At 58.6% G+C, this 20,087-nt stretch carries 19 protein-coding genes and 6 tRNA genes; 18 read left to right on the forward strand and 7 right to left on the reverse strand.

All coding sequences use genetic code 11. The features are described from left to right. The 15 genes from NBH09_RS10030 to folB all read left to right on the forward strand — a co-directional run. Positions 1-85: IS3 family transposase (locus NBH09_RS10030; RefSeq protein WP_284703130.1), on the forward strand; the 85-nt coding region annotated here is incomplete at its 5' end. 559 nt (positions 86-644) lie between these two features. Next, positions 645-734, forward strand: a tRNA-Leu gene (locus NBH09_RS07620). A 59-nt stretch (positions 735-793) separates the two neighbouring features. Then, a complete protein-coding gene (locus NBH09_RS07625) occupies positions 794-3,139 on the forward strand; it encodes a GAF domain-containing SpoIIE family protein phosphatase (protein WP_195245761.1) in 2,346 nt (781 codons plus the stop codon). Positions 3,140-3,217: 78 nt separating this feature from the next. Next, positions 3,218-3,964 (forward strand): anti-sigma factor antagonist, encoded by a 747-nt coding sequence (locus NBH09_RS07630; RefSeq protein ID WP_161144847.1) that lies wholly within the window; start codon positions 3,218-3,220, stop codon positions 3,962-3,964. A 105-nt stretch (positions 3,965-4,069) separates the two neighbouring features. Then, a tRNA-Gly gene (locus NBH09_RS07635) sits at positions 4,070-4,145 on the forward strand. A 34-nt stretch (positions 4,146-4,179) separates the two neighbouring features. Further along, positions 4,180-4,253: transfer RNA gene (locus NBH09_RS07640), tRNA-Cys, on the forward strand. A 42-nt stretch (positions 4,254-4,295) separates the two neighbouring features. Beyond that, positions 4,296-4,371, forward strand: a tRNA-Gly gene (locus NBH09_RS07645). 523 nt (positions 4,372-4,894) lie between these two features. Next, on the forward strand, positions 4,895-6,628 hold the full coding sequence (locus NBH09_RS07650; RefSeq protein ID WP_250787603.1) for a glycoside hydrolase family 13 protein: 1,734 nt from the start codon (positions 4,895-4,897) through the stop codon (positions 6,626-6,628). A gap of 140 nt (positions 6,629-6,768) precedes the next feature. Beyond that, a tRNA-Gly gene (locus NBH09_RS07655) sits at positions 6,769-6,844 on the forward strand. 3 nt (positions 6,845-6,847) lie between these two features. Next, a tRNA-Val gene (locus tag NBH09_RS07660) sits at positions 6,848-6,922 on the forward strand. Between the two features lie 611 nt (positions 6,923-7,533). After that, positions 7,534-9,756: an anaerobic ribonucleoside-triphosphate reductase gene (nrdD, locus tag NBH09_RS07665; RefSeq protein ID WP_022094397.1), complete on the forward strand. Its 2,223-nt coding sequence runs from the start codon at positions 7,534-7,536 to the stop codon at positions 9,754-9,756. Positions 9,757-10,182: 426 nt separating this feature from the next. Further along, on the forward strand, positions 10,183-10,764 hold the full coding sequence (gene nrdG, locus NBH09_RS07670; protein WP_195624797.1) for an anaerobic ribonucleoside-triphosphate reductase activating protein: 582 nt from the start codon (positions 10,183-10,185) through the stop codon (positions 10,762-10,764). Positions 10,765-10,830: 66 nt separating this feature from the next. Next, positions 10,831-11,388 carry a GTP cyclohydrolase I FolE gene (gene folE, locus NBH09_RS07675; protein ID WP_250787604.1) on the forward strand — a complete coding sequence of 186 codons (558 nt, stop codon included), beginning with the start codon at positions 10,831-10,833 and terminating at the stop codon, positions 11,386-11,388. 1 nt (position 11,389) lies between these two features. Continuing rightward, a complete protein-coding gene (locus NBH09_RS07680) occupies positions 11,390-11,971 on the forward strand; it encodes an HD domain-containing protein (protein ID WP_195624796.1) in 582 nt (193 codons plus the stop codon). A gap of 43 nt (positions 11,972-12,014) precedes the next feature. Beyond that, on the forward strand, positions 12,015-12,500 hold the full coding sequence (gene folB / locus NBH09_RS07685) for a dihydroneopterin aldolase (RefSeq protein ID WP_195624795.1): 486 nt from the start codon (positions 12,015-12,017) through the stop codon (positions 12,498-12,500). Between the two features lie 6 nt (positions 12,501-12,506). Here folB and NBH09_RS07690 read toward each other — a convergent pair whose 3' ends face one another. Both NBH09_RS07690 and NBH09_RS07695 read right to left on the reverse strand, forming a co-directional pair. Next, positions 12,507-13,283, reverse strand: a complete 777-nt coding sequence (locus NBH09_RS07690) for a M48 family metallopeptidase (protein ID WP_195624794.1) — start codon at positions 13,281-13,283, stop codon at positions 12,507-12,509. A gap of 72 nt (positions 13,284-13,355) precedes the next feature. After that, positions 13,356-14,369, reverse strand: a complete 1,014-nt coding sequence (locus NBH09_RS07695) for a dipeptidase (RefSeq protein ID WP_035138875.1) — start codon at positions 14,367-14,369, stop codon at positions 13,356-13,358. Between the two features lie 120 nt (positions 14,370-14,489). Between NBH09_RS07695 and NBH09_RS07700 the strand changes: the two genes are divergently transcribed. The 3 genes from NBH09_RS07700 (at position 14,490) to NBH09_RS07710 (ending at position 16,380) form a co-directional block, all read left to right on the forward strand. Continuing rightward, positions 14,490-14,918, forward strand: coding sequence for an FKBP-type peptidyl-prolyl cis-trans isomerase (locus tag NBH09_RS07700; RefSeq protein WP_035138874.1), 429 nt, complete (start codon positions 14,490-14,492; stop codon positions 14,916-14,918). 3 nt (positions 14,919-14,921) lie between these two features. Then, on the forward strand, positions 14,922-15,500 hold the full coding sequence (locus NBH09_RS07705; protein ID WP_250787605.1) for an urease accessory protein UreE: 579 nt from the start codon (positions 14,922-14,924) through the stop codon (positions 15,498-15,500). 82 nt (positions 15,501-15,582) lie between these two features. Beyond that, on the forward strand, positions 15,583-16,380 hold the full coding sequence (locus NBH09_RS07710) for an HAD-IIB family hydrolase (protein ID WP_195624792.1): 798 nt from the start codon (positions 15,583-15,585) through the stop codon (positions 16,378-16,380). Between the two features lie 76 nt (positions 16,381-16,456). On the opposite strand, the gene NBH09_RS07715 is transcribed toward NBH09_RS07710, so the two are convergent. The 5 genes from NBH09_RS07715 to NBH09_RS07735 all read right to left on the reverse strand — a co-directional run bounded on the left by NBH09_RS07715 (position 16,457) and on the right by NBH09_RS07735 (position 19,981). Next, positions 16,457-16,837, reverse strand: a complete 381-nt coding sequence (locus tag NBH09_RS07715; protein WP_250787606.1) for a Fur family transcriptional regulator — start codon at positions 16,835-16,837, stop codon at positions 16,457-16,459. A gap of 61 nt (positions 16,838-16,898) precedes the next feature. Further along, positions 16,899-17,309, reverse strand: coding sequence for an acylphosphatase (locus tag NBH09_RS07720; protein ID WP_195624791.1), 411 nt, complete (start codon positions 17,307-17,309; stop codon positions 16,899-16,901). A gap of 2 nt (positions 17,310-17,311) precedes the next feature. Next, a complete protein-coding gene (locus tag NBH09_RS07725; RefSeq protein WP_250787607.1) occupies positions 17,312-18,418 on the reverse strand; it encodes a Gfo/Idh/MocA family protein in 1,107 nt (368 codons plus the stop codon). Positions 18,419-18,493: 75 nt separating this feature from the next. Continuing rightward, on the reverse strand, positions 18,494-19,030 hold the full coding sequence (rnhA, locus tag NBH09_RS07730; protein WP_195521723.1) for a ribonuclease HI: 537 nt from the start codon (positions 19,028-19,030) through the stop codon (positions 18,494-18,496). Positions 19,031-19,078: 48 nt separating this feature from the next. Further along, positions 19,079-19,981, reverse strand: coding sequence for a LysR family transcriptional regulator (locus tag NBH09_RS07735; protein ID WP_250787608.1), 903 nt, complete (start codon positions 19,979-19,981; stop codon positions 19,079-19,081). Positions 19,982-20,087 lie beyond the last annotated feature (106 nt).

A 20,087-nucleotide genomic window follows, 5' to 3' on the forward strand; every position in this document is an offset into this window, starting at 1 on the left:
GGTCCATTGGAACACGAGGAGGCGCCAGGTTAAACTGAAGGGACTGACCCCGGAGGAGTTCCGGAGACAGTCCCTTGCGGCGTAGTTCTTATTTAAGCCGTCCAAGTTTTGGGGTGCAGTTCACACTTCGTGCGGCGGGGGTTTCTTGCGTCCTGCGGAGTGTTCTGAAAAGTAACTTCAGGGCAGGCCCTGCGGTAACTCGGCAGAGGAGGGGAGTGCGATTCCTCGATCGCTCACTTAATCTAATAGGAAAGTTAGTGAGGCCGGAGCTTTAGCTCCGGCCTCCCCATATAAGGGCTCGGCTTTGCCGAGCCACCAAATTTACATCAGCCCCCAGAACATGTTTGAGAACTGTGCCTGAAGTATGTATTTGCAGGCCCCGAATCGGTGTTGCCTCCCGGCGCATTCCGCAGGGGGAGCGATATTTTGCAGCACAAAGTGCGCAGCAAAATATCGCTCATGCCCGAGGACGCGCCGGGAGGCAACACCGATTCGGGGCCGGACACACGGATCTACCTGCGCATTTACAAATTCGTAAACTTTTTTGAAAAAAGTGCTTGCACAGTTCTCGAATCATAGGTTATTATATTCCTCGTTGAACGCGCGGGTCCAACAAAACGGACCGCGAATCAACAACATAGCATGTCGGAGTGGCGGAATTGGCAGACGCGCTAGCTTGAGGTGCTAGTGACCGCTTTTTGGTCATGCGGGTTCAAGTCCCGCCTCCGACACCATCGCTTTTGAGAAGCCTCTTCGGAGGCTTTTTTGTTACCGATAGACGGTGGGGTCCACGATGGAAACGCTTGAACGCAACGAGTGGGCAGACGTTGCCCAACTAGTCGAGATCACGAGCGATGCTGTCATCATCTGTGAGCTCGACGGAACCATTCTGCATGTGAATAATCGCTTACTTGGTTTGATGTGCGAGGAACGCGCCGACGTCATCGGTGGAGATGTTAAAGACGTCCTGTACTCATCCGCTTTTGAACGTGCGACGGAACATCGTCTGCCATTTGAAACTGATGGCTCCGAGAACGAACTGATGCTCAAGCTGAGTGACGGCTCCTTTATCCCCGTCTTGGTTCGTGCGGGCTCCGTGACGCCTCCACGCATCTTTGGGCGCCGCGCGCCACGTGTCCTGGTGGCGCTCCATAGCATCGAAGAACAGTATTCTCACGACCGTCAACTCAAGCGTGCGTTATCGGAGCTTAGAGTGGCGAACAAGCGTCTCTCTGGCACGCTTTCGGTCATTATGAGCACTGTGGGCTCCGATGAGTTACCCAGCCTGCTTGATACTGTTTTGAACCAGCTTGTAGGAACGCTCGATGCTTCGGGTGCCGCTATCTATTTTTCTGAGAGCGGCGGTTTTAAACTTCGCGGTGTTTCCAAGGAGCTGTACGACAGCTACCTGCCTGAGTTTTTGCCGTATGGCGCTGGCATTCCGACGTATGTTCTTCGTGAGTCGCGTGCCTGTCGCTTGTCGATTCAACAGGACCTTGAGGGCGATAAGGCCGCCTCCGGTATGTTCATGGACTTGGACAATCGTTCTAAGCACCTGTTGCGCGTGCAGGATATGCCTCCGTACCGCAGCGAGATCTGTCTTCCCGTTTTTTACGGTACGCAGATCCTTGGCGTGCTGGAAGTTGGTTGGAAACGCCCCCAGGCACCGCTCGCCTATGACGTTAATGTACTCGAGGTCACTTGCGATTACTTGTCTATCCAACTGGTCGGCATGGCATCGAGTCTTCGCTCTCGTCGCACGGCCGAGCTTGGCCGCTCGCTCAATGTCTTACGTGATGAGTTGTTTACCTTTCTAGACGATTCCGTCGCGGCTACCCAGGCGGTATCGTCCGAGATCTGCAATATGCTCAACTGCCATTTTTGCCCTGTTGAGTATGACGCCAGTCTGGATTCCTACGTCATAGATTTTGAAGGCGGCAGTCGCGTTGCTTTGCCGGACGATCCCGAGAAGCTTTTCTTTTCCACGACGGCGCCAGCGGCACGTCTGGGGGCTGGCCCTGATGGCTTTGAGGCATCTGTTTTGGGGGGTACGAGTGCCGAGGACCTTAAACACGTCCGTATAACTCGCGTTGACGAATCGATGCCTATGGGAGGCTGGCTTAGGGCGCATGGTCTGCCTTGTCAAGGTCTCTACGTCGACTCCGGCATCGAGGCGGGGCACCCGCGCTCTGAGGGCGATGGCAAGCACAGTAGCGACGCGATTGTTCCTGCTTCTGTTGCGAAGAGCCCGACGACGCGCGCGCTGCTGCTTCGTGATGGTAGCCAAGAGCCGATTGATGACCTTGAATATGACTACTTGGTGCACTTGGCGCATGACTTTGAACTGATCTACGAAGGCGAATCTCAAAAGCGCGAGGAGCGCCATATCGCTCAGACGCTCCAGATTGGCATGAGAAATTCCCTGGGGGATGTTCCGGGTATCGCAACCGATTCGGTGTACCTGTCGGCCACGAATTCGGCGTTGGTCGGAGGCGATTTCTATACGCTCATTCGTCTTCCCGACGACTGCGCCGTCATGATTCTGGGTGATGTGTCTGGCAAAGGCATTGAGGCCGCATCGATGTCCGCGCTCGTCAAGACGGCCCTGACGGCATATGCCTGGGAGGGCGCTGGACCGGCCCGCATGGCACGCTCCCTTAACAGCATGCTCATGGGCTTTTCGAGGGTCGAGACGTTCGTGACGGCCTTTATCGCCAAGATTGACCTTAAAGCCGGACGCGCAACGTATTGTTCGGCGGGCCATCCTCCGACCATGGTCATCAGGCCAGAGTCGATGCCGCTGGGTGGCGGCGAGGCCCGTGGGGGAGAGGTTGAGCTGCTTGGATGCCAATCGGGCGTAATCGGTGCCTTTGAGAGCATGGTGTACGAGACAGGCGTGTTTACGTTTGCCCCCGGCGACATGCTCTTCATGTATACGGATGGAACGATTGAGGCCCGCGACCGCACCGGAGCGTTCTTTGGCGAGCAGCGCTTGCGCGACCTTCTGCTCTCTGTCTCGGGTGAGGGCGTATCGGGCATTTGCGGCAAGGTCTTGGGCGAGCTTGAGCGATTTACCGAATCGGCGCTGGACGATGACATTGCATTGGTGTCCCTTGAGTTTTTACGGGGTCGTTCATAGACGACGCTGGGCGGGCTGAATCCGTACGGTTGGGGAAACGAATGCATCGAGTGGGCTTTTTTGGGGAACCATGGTCGTATGAATGAGTGGAATGACATAGCGGTTTTGACGCCACCAGGCGATATCGACATCGCCACGGTGCCTGCGCTGCGTCGGCGGTTGGATGCTTTGATTGGCCGCGGCGTGCGTCGTGTCGTCATCAACTGTCAGGCTGTTAGCTTTATCGATTCTACGGGCTTGGCATTCCTGCTTACGCGCGCTCGTGAGCTTATGAGGCGAGAAGGCCTGCTTTCGCTCGTCAATGCATCAGGTGAAGTTGTTCGCTTTTTGGAGATTGCTCGTCTTGTCGATATCCTTCATGTCGTGGGGCCGGCACGGGAGTCAATTCCTGCCATTCCGGTGGGGGAGCTGCCTCGCTGGAGTAAGAGCGTTGAGGTCCGTCAGGGTATCGAGAATCTTCCATACTACCGACATCGCATCGCCGAACTCCTTGAATCGCTTCCGTTGCGCCGTGACGAGCGCTACGATGTCGCATTGGCGTCGGGGGAGGCGCTGGGTAATGCCTATGACCATGCGGGCGGTATCGGGTGCGTCCTGACGGTTCAGGCCTATGGCGATCGCGTTGTGGTTGAGGTGCTTGATCGAGGTGCCGGCTATTCTATCGATGAAACGAGCGAACCGGTCGCATCCGAGGAACGCGGCCGTGGCATCAAGCTTATGCGTATGCTCGTCGATAACGTGGAGGTTGCTCGTCGTACGGACGGCGCCGGCACGCGCGTGCAGATGGTGAAGCTGTTTAGCGGAGCGCTGGAATCGTGTGCCTAGCCAATCGCTTTAGCGCGTTTAGCTACTAAGAACATGCGGCAGACAAGTTTTTTGAAAAAAGTACTTGCGTCTTTTGGACAACTCGCGTAAATTAATAACCCGCAAGCGGACATGGCTCAGTTGGTAGAGCACAACCTTGCCAAGGTTGGGGTCGCGGGTTCGAGCCCCGTTGTCCGCTCCATTGCATTTCCGGACCGTTTAGGCGGTCCTTTTTCGGCGAAGTGGCCAAGTGGTAAGGCAGAGGCCTGCAAAGCCTTTACCCCCGGTTCGAATCCGGGCTTCGCCTCCAGGCAACATCCGGGCGCTCCGGCGCCCGTTTTGTTTTACATATGCGGACATGGCTCAGTTGGTAGAGCACAACCTTGCCAAGGTTGGGGTCGCGGGTTCGAGCCCCGTTGTCCGCTCCAAACGCAACAGCCCGGCTACTACGGTAGCCGGGCTTTTTTGTATCCATCGCATGGGCTCGAACCCGAGAGGGAGCGAGCGTTAAGCAAACGCGGAGCGTTTGTAGCGAGCTGGCGAGGTCGCCGGCAGGCGGCCGAAGCCGGTGCGGATCCGCGAAGCGGATACGCGGACGCCCCGTTGTCCGCTCCAACTATCTTACGCGGTTCTAACGAACCGCGTTTTTTGTTGACGCTGCGCGAGCCCCGGGCACCCCATCTTGCCCCTCAATCGTCGGTCGCGTACATAAAGTACGCTTCCCTCCTCTTTCGCGGCAACCTGGGGCACCCGGAGCCCGCTCGCTGTCGTGGCCGGGAAAGTGGGTCTTCCGTTCTTTTCACTAATCGGTCGATTCGTCCCAGGAGGCTTGAACCCGAGAGGGGGCGATCGTTTTGGGGCGTGGCTGTGGCGTTGTTTGTCGCGAATGTCCGCTTTGGGCGTATCATCGTGGGCATCTCGCATAACCTCGTTGCAAGGGAGATACGCCCCATGGCTACAGAAAAGTCTTCTTCGCGCTCATGGATGTCCGATGCCGCGATCTATCAGATCTACCCGCGCTCGTTTAAGGATTCGACTGGTTCGGGTCTGGGCGATATCGCGGGCATTACCCAGCAGATGGACTATCTTGAGCGACTGGGTATCGAGGCCATCTGGCTGAGCCCGTTTTATCCATCGCCTCTTGTCGATGGCGGCTATGATGTGGCGGACTACTGCGATGTCGACCCGCGTCTCGGCTCGCTTGACGACTTCGATGACATGATCGCTGCGGCTCACGCGCGCGGCATCAAGGTCATCGTCGACATCGTGCCCAACCATTCATCCAACCAGCACCCCTGGTTCAAAGCCGCTCTTGCCGCCGGCCCCGGATCGCCCGAGCGCGCCCGTTATATCTTCCGCGATGGTCGCGGCGAGCATGGCGAGCTGCCTCCCACCAATTGGAATGCCAACTTTGGTGGCCCCGCATGGACGCGTGTTGCGGACGGTCAGTGGTATCTGCACATGTTTACGCCCGAGCAACCGGACTTTGACTGGTCATGCCCCGAGGTTCATGCGCTCTTTTGCGACGTCCTGGCGTTTTGGAGCGATCGAGGCGTCGACGGCTTTCGCATTGATGTGGCGCAGGGTCTCGCCAAGGATCTCGACCGCGATGACCTCGACCGGTGGCATCTCGCCGAGGGCGATGACATGGTTGACGACGGCACCCATCCGCTGTGGGACCGCAATGAGGTCCACGAGATCTATCGCGAGTGGCGCCGCGTGTTCGACCGCTATAATCCGCCGCGCAGTGCCGTTGCCGAGGCGTGGGTGCTGCCCGAGCGCCAGTATCTCTATGCGCGTCCCAGCGAGCTTGGCCAGACATTCAACTTTGAGTTTGCCAAGGCCACTTGGACCTATGATGACATGCACACTGCAATCGAGAAGGGCTTGAAGGCAGCCGTCGAATCCGATTCCGCCTCGACCTGGGTACTCTCCAACCACGACGTGCCGCGCGTGGCGACACGCTATGCCCTGCCGCAAATCAAGGCGACGCGCTACCACCAGATTACGCTCGACTGGCTCTTACGCGACGGGTTGTCTTATGACGAGGACCGTGAACTCGGCGAGCGCCGCGCGCGGGCGGCCCTTTTGCTTGAACTGGCGCTTCCGGGCTCGGCATACGTGTATCAGGGTGAGGAGCTCGGCCTTTTTGAGGTGGCTGACATCCCGTGGGCTGCACTCGAAGATCCTACTGCGACCAATACGCGCGGACCGAAGCGTGAGAAGGGGCGCGACGGCTGCCGTGTGCCCCTGCCGTGGGTGGCGGCGGACGATCCCGCGCAGGGCGGATCGTTTGGGTTTTCGCCGGCGGACGCCGATGCGGCGCCCCATCTGCCGCAACCTGCATGGTTTTCCGATTACGCTGCCGATAGGGAAGAAGCGGACCCGACATCGATGCTTGCGCTCTATCGTGACGCCCTCTGGCTTCGGCGCAAGCTGCGCGGTTGCGCCAACGATTTTGCGTGGCTCGATCTTGACGGGCGCACCGGTCTTGCGGATGGTGCCGAGGGCGCCGAGGGCGGCGTCATCGCCTATCGCCGCGACAACGGCTGGGCGTGTGTGACGAACTTCGGCGCAGCAGCCGTGGAGCTGCCGGCGGGCAGGGTCCTGCTCACCTCATCACCGCTTGCAGACGGCAGGCTCGCGCAGGACAGCTCTGCCTGGATCATGCTCGGTGAGATGTAGGGGTCTCTTGCGGCGAGATTGCGTTTGCCCGCGCCTTCCGTGGTGGCTGATGTCTTCGCGAGGTTCGCGAGGGCGTTGCAAAACTTTTTAAAAAAGTTCTTGCATAGGATGCGGGCATCACGTAAGATTAATCCTCGTAAGCGGACATGGCTCAGTTGGTAGAGCACAACCTTGCCAAGGTTGGGGTCGCGGGTTCGAGCCCCGTTGTCCGCTCCATTTGGGCGTTTAGCTCAGGGGGAGAGCGCTTCCCTGACACGGAAGAGGTCAGAAGTTCAAATCTTCTAACGCCCACCAAATGTTCGCAGCTCAGAGGCTATGTCCTCTGGGCTGTTTTGTTTTGCTACCAAGCACGCCGTCAAATATGCCACCAAATATTGATCCAAGGTCCCCGTAGAGGTGCCGGCAGATTGCATACGTCCTGGCCGACCGTGACCGCAACATGTTGGTCAAGCATAATCTTTTGGATTCTTTTGGCGTGAGCGGCTTGGTTTTGGTAGGATTTGTCAGCGGCTTGACTAAGGGGGTTTTATAACTGCCATGCAGGTAGCCGTGTTGGTAACGTTTTACCGACTTCCCAAGAACCCCTCATTTTTAATGCGTCTGCAAAATGACTAATTGCTTTGACCTGCTGAAACACTATATGTTGTGTTTGACCAAAAAAAAGAATACAGGATATAGATGCCTCTTTGTCGTATGATAGATGGCGGACAGAGAACGAGAACCTTATTCGCCCCATTTGGATAGATCTTTGAGCCCCTTGATTGGCTGCGAGGATTGTCCGCATGAGGGACTATGGTTATCGAGAACACAGATTGCGCGACGGCGCCGCAAGACAGGGGCACGCCCTGCCGGGCATCGTTTGGCTCTGAAGCGCAATGAGACTACGACGCGAAAGAGGCAAGAGGATGAAGATCATCAAGCGCAGCGGCACCGAGGTTGTCTTTGACATCGATAAGATCGTCAATGCCATCCGTGCCGCAAACTTGGAGGTCGAGGAGAGCTCTCGTCTTACCGACCGCCAGGTGGTTTACGCGGCACAAAACGTCGCCGAGGCATGCGAGAACGCGGGCCACACTGTTTCGGTCGAGGAGATTCAGGATTTGGTCGAGGACGAGATCATGCGTCTCGACTGCTACGAGGTTGCCCGCCACTACATCATCTATCGCTATGTTCAGAGCCTGAAGCGCCAGAAGAACACGACCGATGACAAGATCCTGTCGCTGATCGAGTGCAACAACGAAGAGGTTAAGCAGGAGAACTCCAACAAGAACCCGACCGTCAATTCCGTTCAGCGTGACTACATGGCCGGCGAGATCTCCAAGGACCTGACCCAGCGTGTGCTGCTGCCCCAGGAGATTGTGGATGCTCACAATGAGGGTCTGATTCACTTCCATGATTCGGACTACTTTGCCCAGCACATGCATAACTGCGACCTGGTGAACCTGGAGGATATGCTCCAGAACGGTACTGTTATTTCGGGCACGCTGATCGAGAAGCCGCACAGCTTCTCGACTGCCTGCAACATCGCGACGCAGATCATCGCTCAGGTTGCTTCCTCCCAGTACGGTGGCCAGTCGATTTCGCTGACCCATCTTGCCCCGTTCGTCGAGGTGAGCCGTCAAAAGATTCGCGGCGAGGTCGCCCGCGAGCTCGAGGAGCTTGGCGTTTCCGCATCTCCCGAAAAGGTCCGCGAGGTTGTTGAGGACCGCCTGCGTGACGAGATCCGTCGCGGCGTTCAGACGATTCAGTATCAGGTCGTGACCCTTATGACCACGAATGGCCAGGCGCCGTTCGTGACGGTCTTTATGTATCTCAATGAGGCCCGTACGCCCCAGGAGAAGCACGACCTTGCCATGATTGTGGAGGAGACGCTTCGTCAGCGCTATGAGGGCGTTAAGAACGAAGCCGGCGTGTGGATTACCCCGGCGTTCCCCAAGCTCATCTACGTGCTCGAGGACGATAACGTTCACGAGAATTCCCCGTACTTCTACCTGACCCAGCTGGCTGCTAAGTGCACCGCCAAGCGCATGGTGCCCGACTACATCTCCGAGAAGAAGATGCGCGAGCTCAAGCTGTCGAAGGGCGAGACCGCGGGCAACGGCGACTGCTATACCTGCATGGGTTGCCGCAGCTTCCTGACGCCCGACCGCTCCGGTAACGGATTTAACAACGTGGCCAACGCGCTGAACTATGACCCGAACAAGCCCAAGTACTACGGTCGCTTTAACCAGGGCGTTGTGACCATCAACCTGCCCGATGTCGCGCTGAGCTCGCATCAGGACATGGATAAGTTCTGGAAGATCTTCGATGAGCGCCTTGAGCTGTGCCACCGTGCCCTGCTGTGCCGTCATGAGCGCCTGATGGGTACGCTTTCTGACGCCGCACCGATTCTGTGGCAGTACGGCGCCCTCGCTCGTCTGAAGAAGGGCGAGACAATCGATAAGCTGCTCGTGGGCGGATACTCCACCATCAGCCTGGGCTATGCCGGCCTGTATGAGTGCGTCAAGTACATGACGGGCCACAGCCACACCGAGAAGGAGGGCACGCCGTTTGCCATGGCCGTCATGCAGCGCATGAACGACAAGTGCGCCGAGTGGAAGGCCGAAAGCGATATTGACTTCTCGCTGTACGGTACCCCGCTTGAGTCGACGACCTACAAGTTCGCCAAGTGCCTGCAGCGTCGTTTTGGCATCATCCCGGGCGTGACGGACAAGGGCTACATCACCAACAGCTACCACGTCCACGTGTCCGAGGAGATCGACGCATTCGACAAGCTCAAGTTCGAGGGTATGTTCCAGCAGCTTTCGCCGGGCGGTGCCATCTCCTACGTCGAGGTTCCCAACATGCAGGACAACCTCAAGGCTGTCATTCGCGTGATGCAGTACATCTACGACAACATCATGTACGCCGAGCTCAACACCAAGAGCGACTACTGCCAGGTGTGCGGCTACGACGGTGAGATCAAGATTGTCGAGGATGACGGCAAGCTGGTGTGGGAGTGCCCCAACTGCGGCAACCGCGATCAGGAGAAGATGAATGTCGCCCGTCGTACGTGCGGCTACATCGGTACTCAATTCTGGAACCAGGGCCGAACCGAGGAGATCCGCGACCGCGTGCTGCATCTCTAATAACCATCCCAGGCCGCCCCGTAGCGAGGCCCCGGACCTTTACTCGCTATTTCGGACAGTCCTGGCTCACGACGGAGGCGCCACTGGCGCCTCCTGTTCGTGCGGAACTCATATCGAGCAAAGGTCCGGGGCCTCGCTACGGGGCGGCCAAGTTGACGTAGCTGAGATGCGGCATGCGGTCTGCTCACTCCTCGAAGTTCTTAGCGGAGATAATTCGAGCTGCAGCTGCGATTTACTTGCGATGGCGGTTGAGCCGCAACCCAGTTTTTATTAGATCTCGAACCCTATACTCGATGTTCGCTTCGTTCATTGAGTTACCCTTTGCATGAGGCCGGGACATATCGTCCCGCCCGCAGTTTCGCAGGCCGAAGGCCGAGAATGTTTGAGGACGGGATGATATGTCCCGGCCTCCCGGGAGAGTTACCTATGAACTACGCGAACATTAAGTATTTCGACATTGCTGATGGGGAAGGCGTTCGTACTTCTCTGTTTGTGAGCGGGTGCCGTCGTGGGTGCAAGAACTGCTTTAACTCTGTCGCGTGGGACTTTGCTGCGGGTGAGCCGTTCGACCGTGCCGTCGAGGACAAGATTATCGAGAGTCTCGACCATCCCTTTATTGATGGCCTGACGATTCTGGGCGGCGAGCCTATGGAGCCCGAGAATCAGGTGGGGCTTGTTGACTTTATCGAACGCGTGCGTGCGGCCTATCCCGCGGGGTCGGGCAAGACCATTTGGTGCTTTACCGGCGACGTGCTCGAGGAGCTTATGCCGGGTGGCCGTCATCATACCGAGGTGACGGACCGTATCCTGGCCTGCCTCGACATGTTGGTGGACGGCCCGTTCGTTCAGGATCTGTACGATATCTCGTTGCGCTTTAGGGGCTCGAGCAATCAACGCGTGATTGACATGAACGCCACGCGTGCCCGTGCCGAGCGTGAGAACGTTGCGCTTTGCGACGCCGTGGAGCTTTGGCGGGACGATCCGGTCTATTCGACCCATACTATGTAGCTTGTGGCCGATGCCGGAGGGCGTGGTACCATAGCGCGAACGCAAAATCGGAAAAGTGAGGCCCAGATGGTCGATCAGGAAAAAGTCGAGGCCGCCATTAAGCTGTTGCTTGAGGGCATAGGCGAGGACCCAACTCGTGAGGGCCTGCTGGAGACCCCGGCGCGCGTTGCCCGTATGTATGGCGAGATCGCCGGCGGTATGGACCAGAGTGCCGAGGAGCACCTGTCCAAAACCTTTGCCGTCGCTTCGAACGATTTGGTTATCGAGTGCGACATCACGTTTTACTCGCTGTGCGAGCATCATCTGCTGCCGTTTTACGGCAAGGCTGCCATTGGCTATATCCCCAACGGCCGTGTCGCAGGGCTTTCTAAGCTTGCCCGCACGGTAGAGGTCTACGCCCGTCGTCTGCAGCTGCAGGAGCAGTTGTGCGCACAAGTTGCCGATGCCCTCATGGAGTATCTCGCTCCCCAGGGAGCGATTGTGCTCATGGAAGCTGAGCATATGTGCATGACCATGCGCGGCGTGCAAAAGCCTGGCACCAAGACCGTGACGCTCGCTCGCCGCGGCGTCTTTGAGACCGATCCCGCGCTCGAGGAGCGGTTCTTTAGGATGCTGGGCCGTTAGCATGAGGGTCGTCAACGACTTTACATCGAAGACCGATGAGGGGACGTCGCGTCGCGGCTTTATGGCTTCGGGTCTGACTCCCTTTGGTGCCATGCCTCGCATTGATTACATTTGTGCCAACGGGCTGTTCCGGCGGCACCTGGGCAACATTGCACAGTTGGAATCGGGGCGCATCTTCTGCCGCCACGGTATTGACCATCTTCTCGATGTCGCTCGCATTATGTGGATCAAGAATCTCGAGGAACAGCTCGAATTTGACCGTGAGGTCATCTACGCCACGGCACTTCTTCACGATATCGGCAAAGATGAACAGTATGAATCGGGTATATCCCATGATGTTGCAAGCGAACGCGTCGCTGATGCGATTCTCGGCGGCATGCCCGATGATGTGGCGTTTGAGCCGGCCGATGCCGCAGCCATTAAGACGGCCATTCTGGGCCATCGAAAGCTGCGTGTGAACAGCCAACCGCTTGAGCGTCTGCTCTATGCAGCCGACAAAGCGTCGCGCGCCTGCTTTGCATGCCCCGCGCGCAATGCTTGCAACTGGAGCGAGGATAAAAAGAACCTGTCGATTCGCGTGTAGTTAGTTTGCGCGGTCGGGGTTCTAAACGAAGGAGACGATCGCGATGAGCAACAAGAAACTGCCCGAGAATGCAACCAAGACTGAAGGCGCCGAGCTCGCCCGCCGTGGAAGGGGCGAAATATCCACCGCAACGGCGGTACCCCACGTGAGCTATGACGATCTGCGCCATGCCGACCGCATCACCGTTGAAGGTCTTGAGGTTTTTGCTAACCACGGCGTATATCCCGAAGAGAACGCGCTGGGCCAGAAGTTCATCGTGTCCCTGGTGCTCTATGCCGACCTGCGTGCAGCGGGGGAGCACGATAACCTGGACGCCTCGATTGACTACGGCTCGGTATGCCACGATGTCGATGGCTATCTGCGCGAGCATACGTTTAAGCTCATCGAGGCTGCAGCCGAGGGTGTGGCCCAGATGCTGCTGCGTCGTTACCCCCTGCTGCTTGGCGTGCACGTTAAGCTCGATAAGCCTTGGGCGCCCGTCGGTCTTCCCCTGGCAAGCTGCGGTGTCGAGATCGAGCGCGTGCGCTAGTCGACGCTAGAGCTTGTTGAGGGGCGGCTGCTTGAGCCGCTGCGACAGAGCTCTATTGTTGGGACAGTACGTGTCGAGCAGGGCGTGAAACCGCTGATTGTGGCTTGGCTCGAGCAGGTGGACGAGCTCGTGGGCGACAACCATGTCGAGACACTCGATGGGATAGGCGGCAAGTTCGCGTGCGATGCGAACGGCACCGGATTTGGGCGTGCATGAGCCCCAACGCGTTTTCATGCTACGTACGGAAACGCGGGAAACGGCGACACCCATTGCGATTTCGTACGCGCGCGCCATATCGCGCAGCGCCGTGGTGACCTCGGATGCATAGAGCTGGTCGATGCGGGTCTGGAGCTCATCGGACGTCAGGCCGTCGAGGGTTGCGCGCCGCTTGGCCTGTGGGCGTTCGTTCGATTTGTCGGCACCCATAAAACTTGCGAAGGTGGCCTGCTTGGGCCGCGGTGCGGGTGATGCAAAGTTGCGATCGAGCGCATCTTGTACCGTGATGGGCTTGCCCCAAAGTGCAATGATGGACGAGGGGCTGAGCGGCTCTCGTGCCGTCGCCTGACGTTGCTCGCGCTGGGCAAGTCGACTGATAATCCAGGCGCTGTTGCGCTTCACAAACGCTTCGATACGCTCGCGGCTGGCGTCGAGCGGTGCACTGGCGTGGACCTCACCGCTCGATGTGACGCGTAGGTTGAAGTTCTTGACGCGCTTTTTGGTAACGACGACGGGGATGGATGTGCCATCCGGTCGGGATACGGTAATCGTAAATTGCTGCGTCAAAAGCGGTCCTTCAGATTGGGGACGGGCCGCATGTCGACCGTTCGGCATGCGGCCCGCTCAGGGGATGTGAAATTAATAACGCTCGAAGAAGGCAAGGGCATTATCGCTGCAGAGCTTCTGCATCACGGTCTTGCCAAAGTGCTTGGAGAGCATGTTCTGGAACTCGGGCATCTTGCTGGCATCGGAGAGGAAGGCGGGCACCGTGGCACCGTCCCAGTCGCCGCCGAGCGCGATGACATCCTCGCCGCCCAGGTCGAGCCAGTGCTCGATATGTGCCGCTAGCTGGTCGAAGGTGACGTCTGCGGCGGTCTTGTCGGTTGCGTCGTTGGAAAGGAACTCGCTGCAGTAGTTGAGGCCGACGATACCGCCCATGTCGCGAATGGTGCGGAACTGGTCGTCGGTAAGGTTGCGTTTGACGCCGCAAACCGCACGGGAGTTGGAGTGGCTGGCGACGAAGGGACGCGTGGCGTGGGCGACAACCTCGTCAAAGCACTCATCGTTGAGGTGGGAGACGTCGAGTACCATGCCGGCGTGCTCCATCTGCGTAAGTGCCTCGATGCCGGCGCCGGTGAGGCCGGCGTGGGTGTCGTGGCCGCTCGCGAGCGGCCCCTGCGCATTCCAGCTGAGTGACGACATAAGCACGCCCAAGCTCTTGAGCACTTCGATCAGCGCGGGGTCCTCGGCAAAGAACGTGGCGTTTTCGATGGTGTGGATGCAAGCGACCTTGCCGTCCTTGAGCGCGGGGCGAATGTCTGCGGCGCTGCGCACGTTGACCATACGGTCGTGGTTGAGCATTGCCTGGCCGCTCATATGCGCCATGATCTGCGCCTGGAAGCGCGCGGCGTGGGCGGTGGGAATCTCGTCGGGGACAAACGTGGCGAAGCACTGTGCCCACGGCGTGTTGCCGATCTTTGCGAGCGAGATGGCACAGGCGTTACCCTCGATGAGGTCGAAATCTTGCGGATGCGTTTCGTCGCCGGGGAAATAGCCGTCGGTGCCGGCGGTAAAGCGCAGGTCGAGATCGAGCGTGGCCCAGCCGATGCGGTCGGCGGTGTCGCAGTGTAGGTCAAATACGGGATATGCCATGGTTCCTCCGGTTGCAGCGTTTCTTTGCAAACTGTCATTGAATTGTATGACTAGGGTATAGTTAGCGCCATATGTTCACGGCGGCCCGCGTTGTGCGCCGCCCTTATCACGGAGGTTACCATGTCCAACCAGGGCAAGAAGGTCAAGACCCATTATCGCGGCACGCTCGACGACGGCACGCAGTTCGATAGCTCCTACGATCGCGGCGAGCCGCTGGAGTTCACCTGCGGCGCCGGTCAGATGATCAAGGGCTTCGACGCCGCTGTTGTCGATATGCAGGTGGGCGAGAAGAAGACCGTGCACATTCCTGCTGCCGATGCCTATGGCGAGCACAATCCCGAGATGGTTCTGACCTTCCCGGCCGAGCAGGTTCCCAACATCGAGCAGATCGAGAAGGGCATGAAGCTCTTCCTGTCCACGCCGAGCGGCATGCCTGTCCCCGCCGTCGTCATTGACGTGACGCCCGAGGCCGTGACGCTCGACGCCAACCACGAGCTGGCCGGCAAGGACCTCAACTTTGATATCGAGCTCGTCGAGGTCGAGGGTTAGAGCATGCCTGAGCGCTTGGTTTCGACGACATGCTTGGGAAATCTCAACGATCCGTCCTATGAACTCCTGCTTCGCCGGAAGCTGGGCGGCGTCTTTGAAGTTGACGAGCTGCTGCTCGATTGGGACCAGGCTGATGTATACGCGTTTGTGGGCGTGACGGAGCTGGGGCGCACGGTCGATGTTCGGCTGGATACTGCCGACGGCGGTCGTTTTGTCGACGGCGACGTGCTCGCCGTCGACCGTTCGGGCGTGGTGCCCGTGGCGGTTGTTGTGCGCCTGCGCAGCGCCGAGGTTTATTTGGTCGAAGTTGACCGCTTGGACCCGATTGCGCTCGCGCATGCGTGCTGGGAGATCGGCAATATGCATGCGCCGCTTTTTCGAGGCGATTCGGACGAGCATACCGTGCGCATGTATACGCCGGTGCAGCCTGTTTTGGGCCGCATGCTCCGGGGCGTCGAGGGCGTTCGGCTCTCGACGGTTACCCGTGAACTCGATTCGGACCGGCGCTTTGCGTCGAGTGCGGCGGATGCCGTTGTGAGTATGGCTCCAGACTTTACGATCGTAAAGAAGGCGCGCGGCTAAGCACGCATATGCGCAAGACGGGCTTTGAGGGGCGACCAATCAAGGTCCGTCTTGCTGTTGATAGGAGGCTTTGGGGGAACATATGGGTCTTGAGGGAATCAAGCTGATTGCCTGCGATTTGGACGGCACGTTGCTGCATCCGGGGGAGCGCGAGCCGCGTTCCGAGGCCTTTGAGCTTATCGATGAGCTGCATCGTCGCGGTATCGTGTTTATGCCGGCGAGCGGTCGTCAATATGCGAGCTTGCGCTATCTGTTTACCCCGGTGGCCGATGAGCTCGCCTATGTATGCGAGAACGGAGCCCTGGTGATGAGCGAGGGGCGTGCCGTTGTCAAGCGCTCCATGGAGCGTAGCCTTGCTATGGATATCGCGAATGCCGTGGTTGCGTATCCCCATGCCGACGTGACCCTTTCGTGTGAGGGACACCTCTACACCATGAGCGGCAACGATGCGTTCGTCGACCATTTGCGCTATGAGGTCCACTGCGATGTGGCGGTGGTCGACCGTCCCGAGGACATCGACGAGGACGTCATTAAGATTGCCTTCCAGACGCCCGAGGTGGATCAGCCGGCGGCCCTGGAGTATTTTGAGCGCCTCTTTAGCGACCGTGTCGACGTGATGACGTCGGGAACCGAGTGGACGGACTTTATCGGCTTTGGTTCGGGCAAGGGTTCCGCGCTTGCCGATTACGGTCGTGCCCTGGGAATTTCGCCCGACGAGATGATGGCGTTTGGCGATAACGAAAACGACCGCGACATGCTCAACGTAGTGGGCCATCCTTATCTAATGGAGAGCTGCAATCCCTCTATGTGTGGCATCAACGACCGCGTCCGCTACGTGCGCACGGTCGAAGAAGAACTGCGCCGCCTGCTCGCCGAGTAGATATATGTGGCATGCCTAGGAATCTCTTTTTGCTGCAGAGTGCAGAAAGGTGGATTTTAAGGCATGTCCCGAACATCTACCGGCAGTCGGGGCAGAGACCCTCGAAGATGGTGTAGTGCGACGTGACGTGCCAGCCGATTTGCTCGGATGCCTTGGCGTCGAGCTGGGCATCGAAGGGGAGCGGTACGTCGATGACGCGGCTGCACGAGGTGCAGATGATATGCGCATGCGGCTCGATCGTGCGATCGAAGCGGCTGCCGCTCGGCGTCTTGATGGAGAGAATCTCGCCGGCGTCGGCCAAGAGATTGAGGTTGCGGTAGACCGTGCCGCGGCTGATTTTGTCATCCTGCGCGCGCACGACGTTGTAGATTTCGTCGGCGGTGGGATGGTTATAGCTTTGGCGCACGGCGTCAAGAACCAGCTTTCGCTGCCTGGTATTCCTTCTTTGCACCGCCATGCGCCTCGCCTCTTTTCTATCAACGGTCGTAGGTAAATGATACCGTATTTAGCACACAATACTAATAACGAGGCGTGAAACCGTCTTCATTGGCAAGTGGGGCTCGGGCCTGGGCGTCTACGAGGCGAAAACGCGTTCCCATACGCTCGTAGGAGGCATGAAGCGCCTCGAGATGAGATAGGATATTTGCCGGAGCCCCCTGTATCTCCATCTCGACTGAGCCGTCTTCCATGTTACGCACCCAGCCGGTGAGCGCGCGTGCCTGCGCGAGGTTGGTGTTGGTAAAGCGAAAGCCAACGCCCTGGACTTGCCCCGCCCAGCGCAGGAAATAGCGCAGGGGAGTGTCTTGAGTGGCCTCGTCGCTTGCGAGCACAGTAAGCCTGCGGCGCAGCTCGAGCTCGACGTTTGATGGTTTTTGAGGCTCTCGACTGCTGCCGGTGACGCTGGAGAAGAACGTATCGAAGAGGCCCATAGCTATGCCTGCTTGCCTGCGTCGGCCGGGAAGGTTATGCCGGCCTGCTGGCGCACGGCATCCATGATGCGCAGTGAGACGAGTGTGACATCGCGGTAGTGGCCAAGCTCGTGGCGTCCCGCCGGGGTCTCCCAAATCTCTTCCTTAACGTTATCGATGCCGCCGATGGCGGTGATAAAGTCTGTGAGTTCGTATTCCATAGTGTTGCTCGATTTGGGCAGGTCGAGCACGCGGCCGTTGTCTCCCTGTTCGCGCGGTGCCTCGGTCGCCGAGCCGCGTACGACGTCGCCGCGATAGTCGATGCGGACGTTGCGGGGCGTGGACAGATGGTCGATCTGGATAGTGCCACGCTCGCCTTCGATCTGCGAGGGCAGCAGGTCATTCGTAATTTTGGAGTGCGCGAGCTCGACGGAGATACGCCCTCCGCCATAACTGGCGAGAATGGAGCCGCAGCCGTCGATGGGGCCATGGGTGAGCTCTTGCGTTGAGGGGTCGAGCAGCGTGGTCATGCTGGTGAGACCGGAGGGCATGCCGAAGATCTCGACCATGGGCTCGACGGTGTAGACGCCAATGTCCATGAGGGAACCCGATGCCATATTGCAGTCGAAGATATTGGTGGCACGTCCCGCGAGAATCTCGTTGTAGCGCGAGGAATACTTGCCAAAGCGCAATGAGGCGCGGCGGATGGGGGCAATCTCGCCCAGGACGTCCTCGATGGCGTGGAAGGCGGGATCGTGGAGGGGACGTATAGCCTCGAGGGCCACGACACCTGCTGTCTCGGCAGCGCGAAAGACCTCGAGCGCCTGCGCTTCGGTGGCGCAGAAGGGCTTTTCGACGATGACATGCTTGCCACCGGCGATGCAGGCAAGGGCCTGCTCGTAGTGAAGTGCGTTAGGGCTGCCGATATAGACGGCGTCGACGTCGCCGGCTGCCGCAAGCTCATCGAGTGACGTAAAGTTTCGCTCGCCACCGCGCTCGGCGGTAAAGGCAGTACCGCGCTCGGCATCGCGCGAGAGCGTGCCCACAAACGCGGCTTGGTCGTTGGCGTTGACGACCTGGATAAAGTCGTCGGTAATCATGGATGTGCCGATGGTCGCTATACGCAGCATGTATCCCCCTCGTGCCGTTCGGTTTACAGGATGAGTGTAGCGCGAGGGGGCAGGAAATAGCGTGCGAAAACGCCGTTACAGGTCGCTCTCGTTAAAGCCGGTGTCGATATCGAGGTTGCTGCCGTCGGCCGCCGTGGTGGCGAGCTCATCGCAGCGCTCGTTGAGCTCGTGGCCGGCGTGACCCTTAACCCAGATGAACTCAACCTTGTGCTTGCTTTTGGCGGTGAGCAGGCGCTCCCACAGGTCGCGGTTCTTGACGGGCTGCTTGTTGGCGGTTTTCCATCCGCGCTTTTTCCAGCCGTCGATCCAGTGCTTGTTAAAGGCGTTGACGACGTACTGCGAATCGGAATGGACTTCGACGTCGCAGGGGCGGTTAAGTGCCTCGAGCGCCACGATGACCGCCATGAGCTCCATGCGGTTGTTGGTGGTCTTGGCATAGCCGCGCGAAAGCTCGGAGGTGAAGGTCTTGCCGGCGGGGTTGGTGTATTTGAGCACGGCGCCGTAGCCGCCGCGTCCCGGATTTGATCGGGCCGAGCCGTCGGTATAGATGATGACCTTCACGGGCTTCCTTTCGTTGGGTACGTTTCGTGTGAGTGACCATTGTAGCGCCATGCCCGCCGGGGGCTAGCAATCTACGATTTCTACCCCGTCTTCCGACAGTTAGTTGGCATGGATGATGCGGTTGAGCTCGTCGAGGTATTGCTGCAAGAGGGGAGAGGGCTTGCGCTCGTCGTGCATGATATAGCCTACGTGCATCGTTGGGGCGTCTGCTAACGGGATCGATGCCATACCCCATTGCATTTCATTGGAGAGGACACCGGTCGACAGGGTGTAACCGTTTGACGTGATAAGTAAGTTAGTAAGTGTTCCGCGGTCCGAGATTCGTATGTTGCGGTCGCAAGGGATATAGCTAAAAGGTTCCTCGGCGTAATAGAAGGAGTTCGAGGTGCCTTGCTCAAAGCTGTAGCGCGTATAGGGTGTGAGGTCGGCAAGGGACAGCTGCGGGCGGCGGGCAAGCGGGTGGCGCTCGCTAACGAAGACGTGGACCGTCGCGTCGAATAGGGGATGGAAGCTCGCGCGCGCATCGGCAAAAGCCTTCTGCAGAACGCGGGCGTTAAAGTCGTCCAGATAGAGGATGCCGATGTCGCTGCGAAACGCGCGGACGTCATCGATGATCTGCGATGTGGTGGTCTCGCGCATGATGAACTCGAACTTGCTGTCGCGGCAGCGCTCGACCACGTTGACAAAGGCCTCGACCGAAAAGGCGTAGTGCTGGGCGGAAATGGCGAGGCGGGCTTGCGGGGTACCGCCGTCCTCGTAGCGCGCCTCGAGCATGTCGGCCTGCTCTACGACCTGGTGCGCATAGCCCAAAAGCTCGGTGCCGTCGTTGGTGAGGGTGACGCCGCGGCTGGAGCGCGTAAAGATCTCCAGGTGGAGCTCCTGTTCCAGGCTTTTGACGGCGTTTGAGATGTTGGACTGAGCGGTATAGAGGCGCTGAGCTGCGGCGTTGATTGAGCCGGACTCTGCCACGGCAATCAGAAAACGAAGCTGCTGAAGGGTCATCGATGCCATCCTTTCGATTGCTATCTATAAAACCGATAACAGATTAGCGCTTTTAAGTGATTGACCGAGCGAAACAATGCTCGTACTATTCAAAACACACAAAGGC

It is taken from the genome of Collinsella sp. BG-O-102 (assembly GCF_023656745.1).
GTDB lineage: Bacteria > Actinomycetota > Coriobacteriia > Coriobacteriales > Coriobacteriaceae > Collinsella.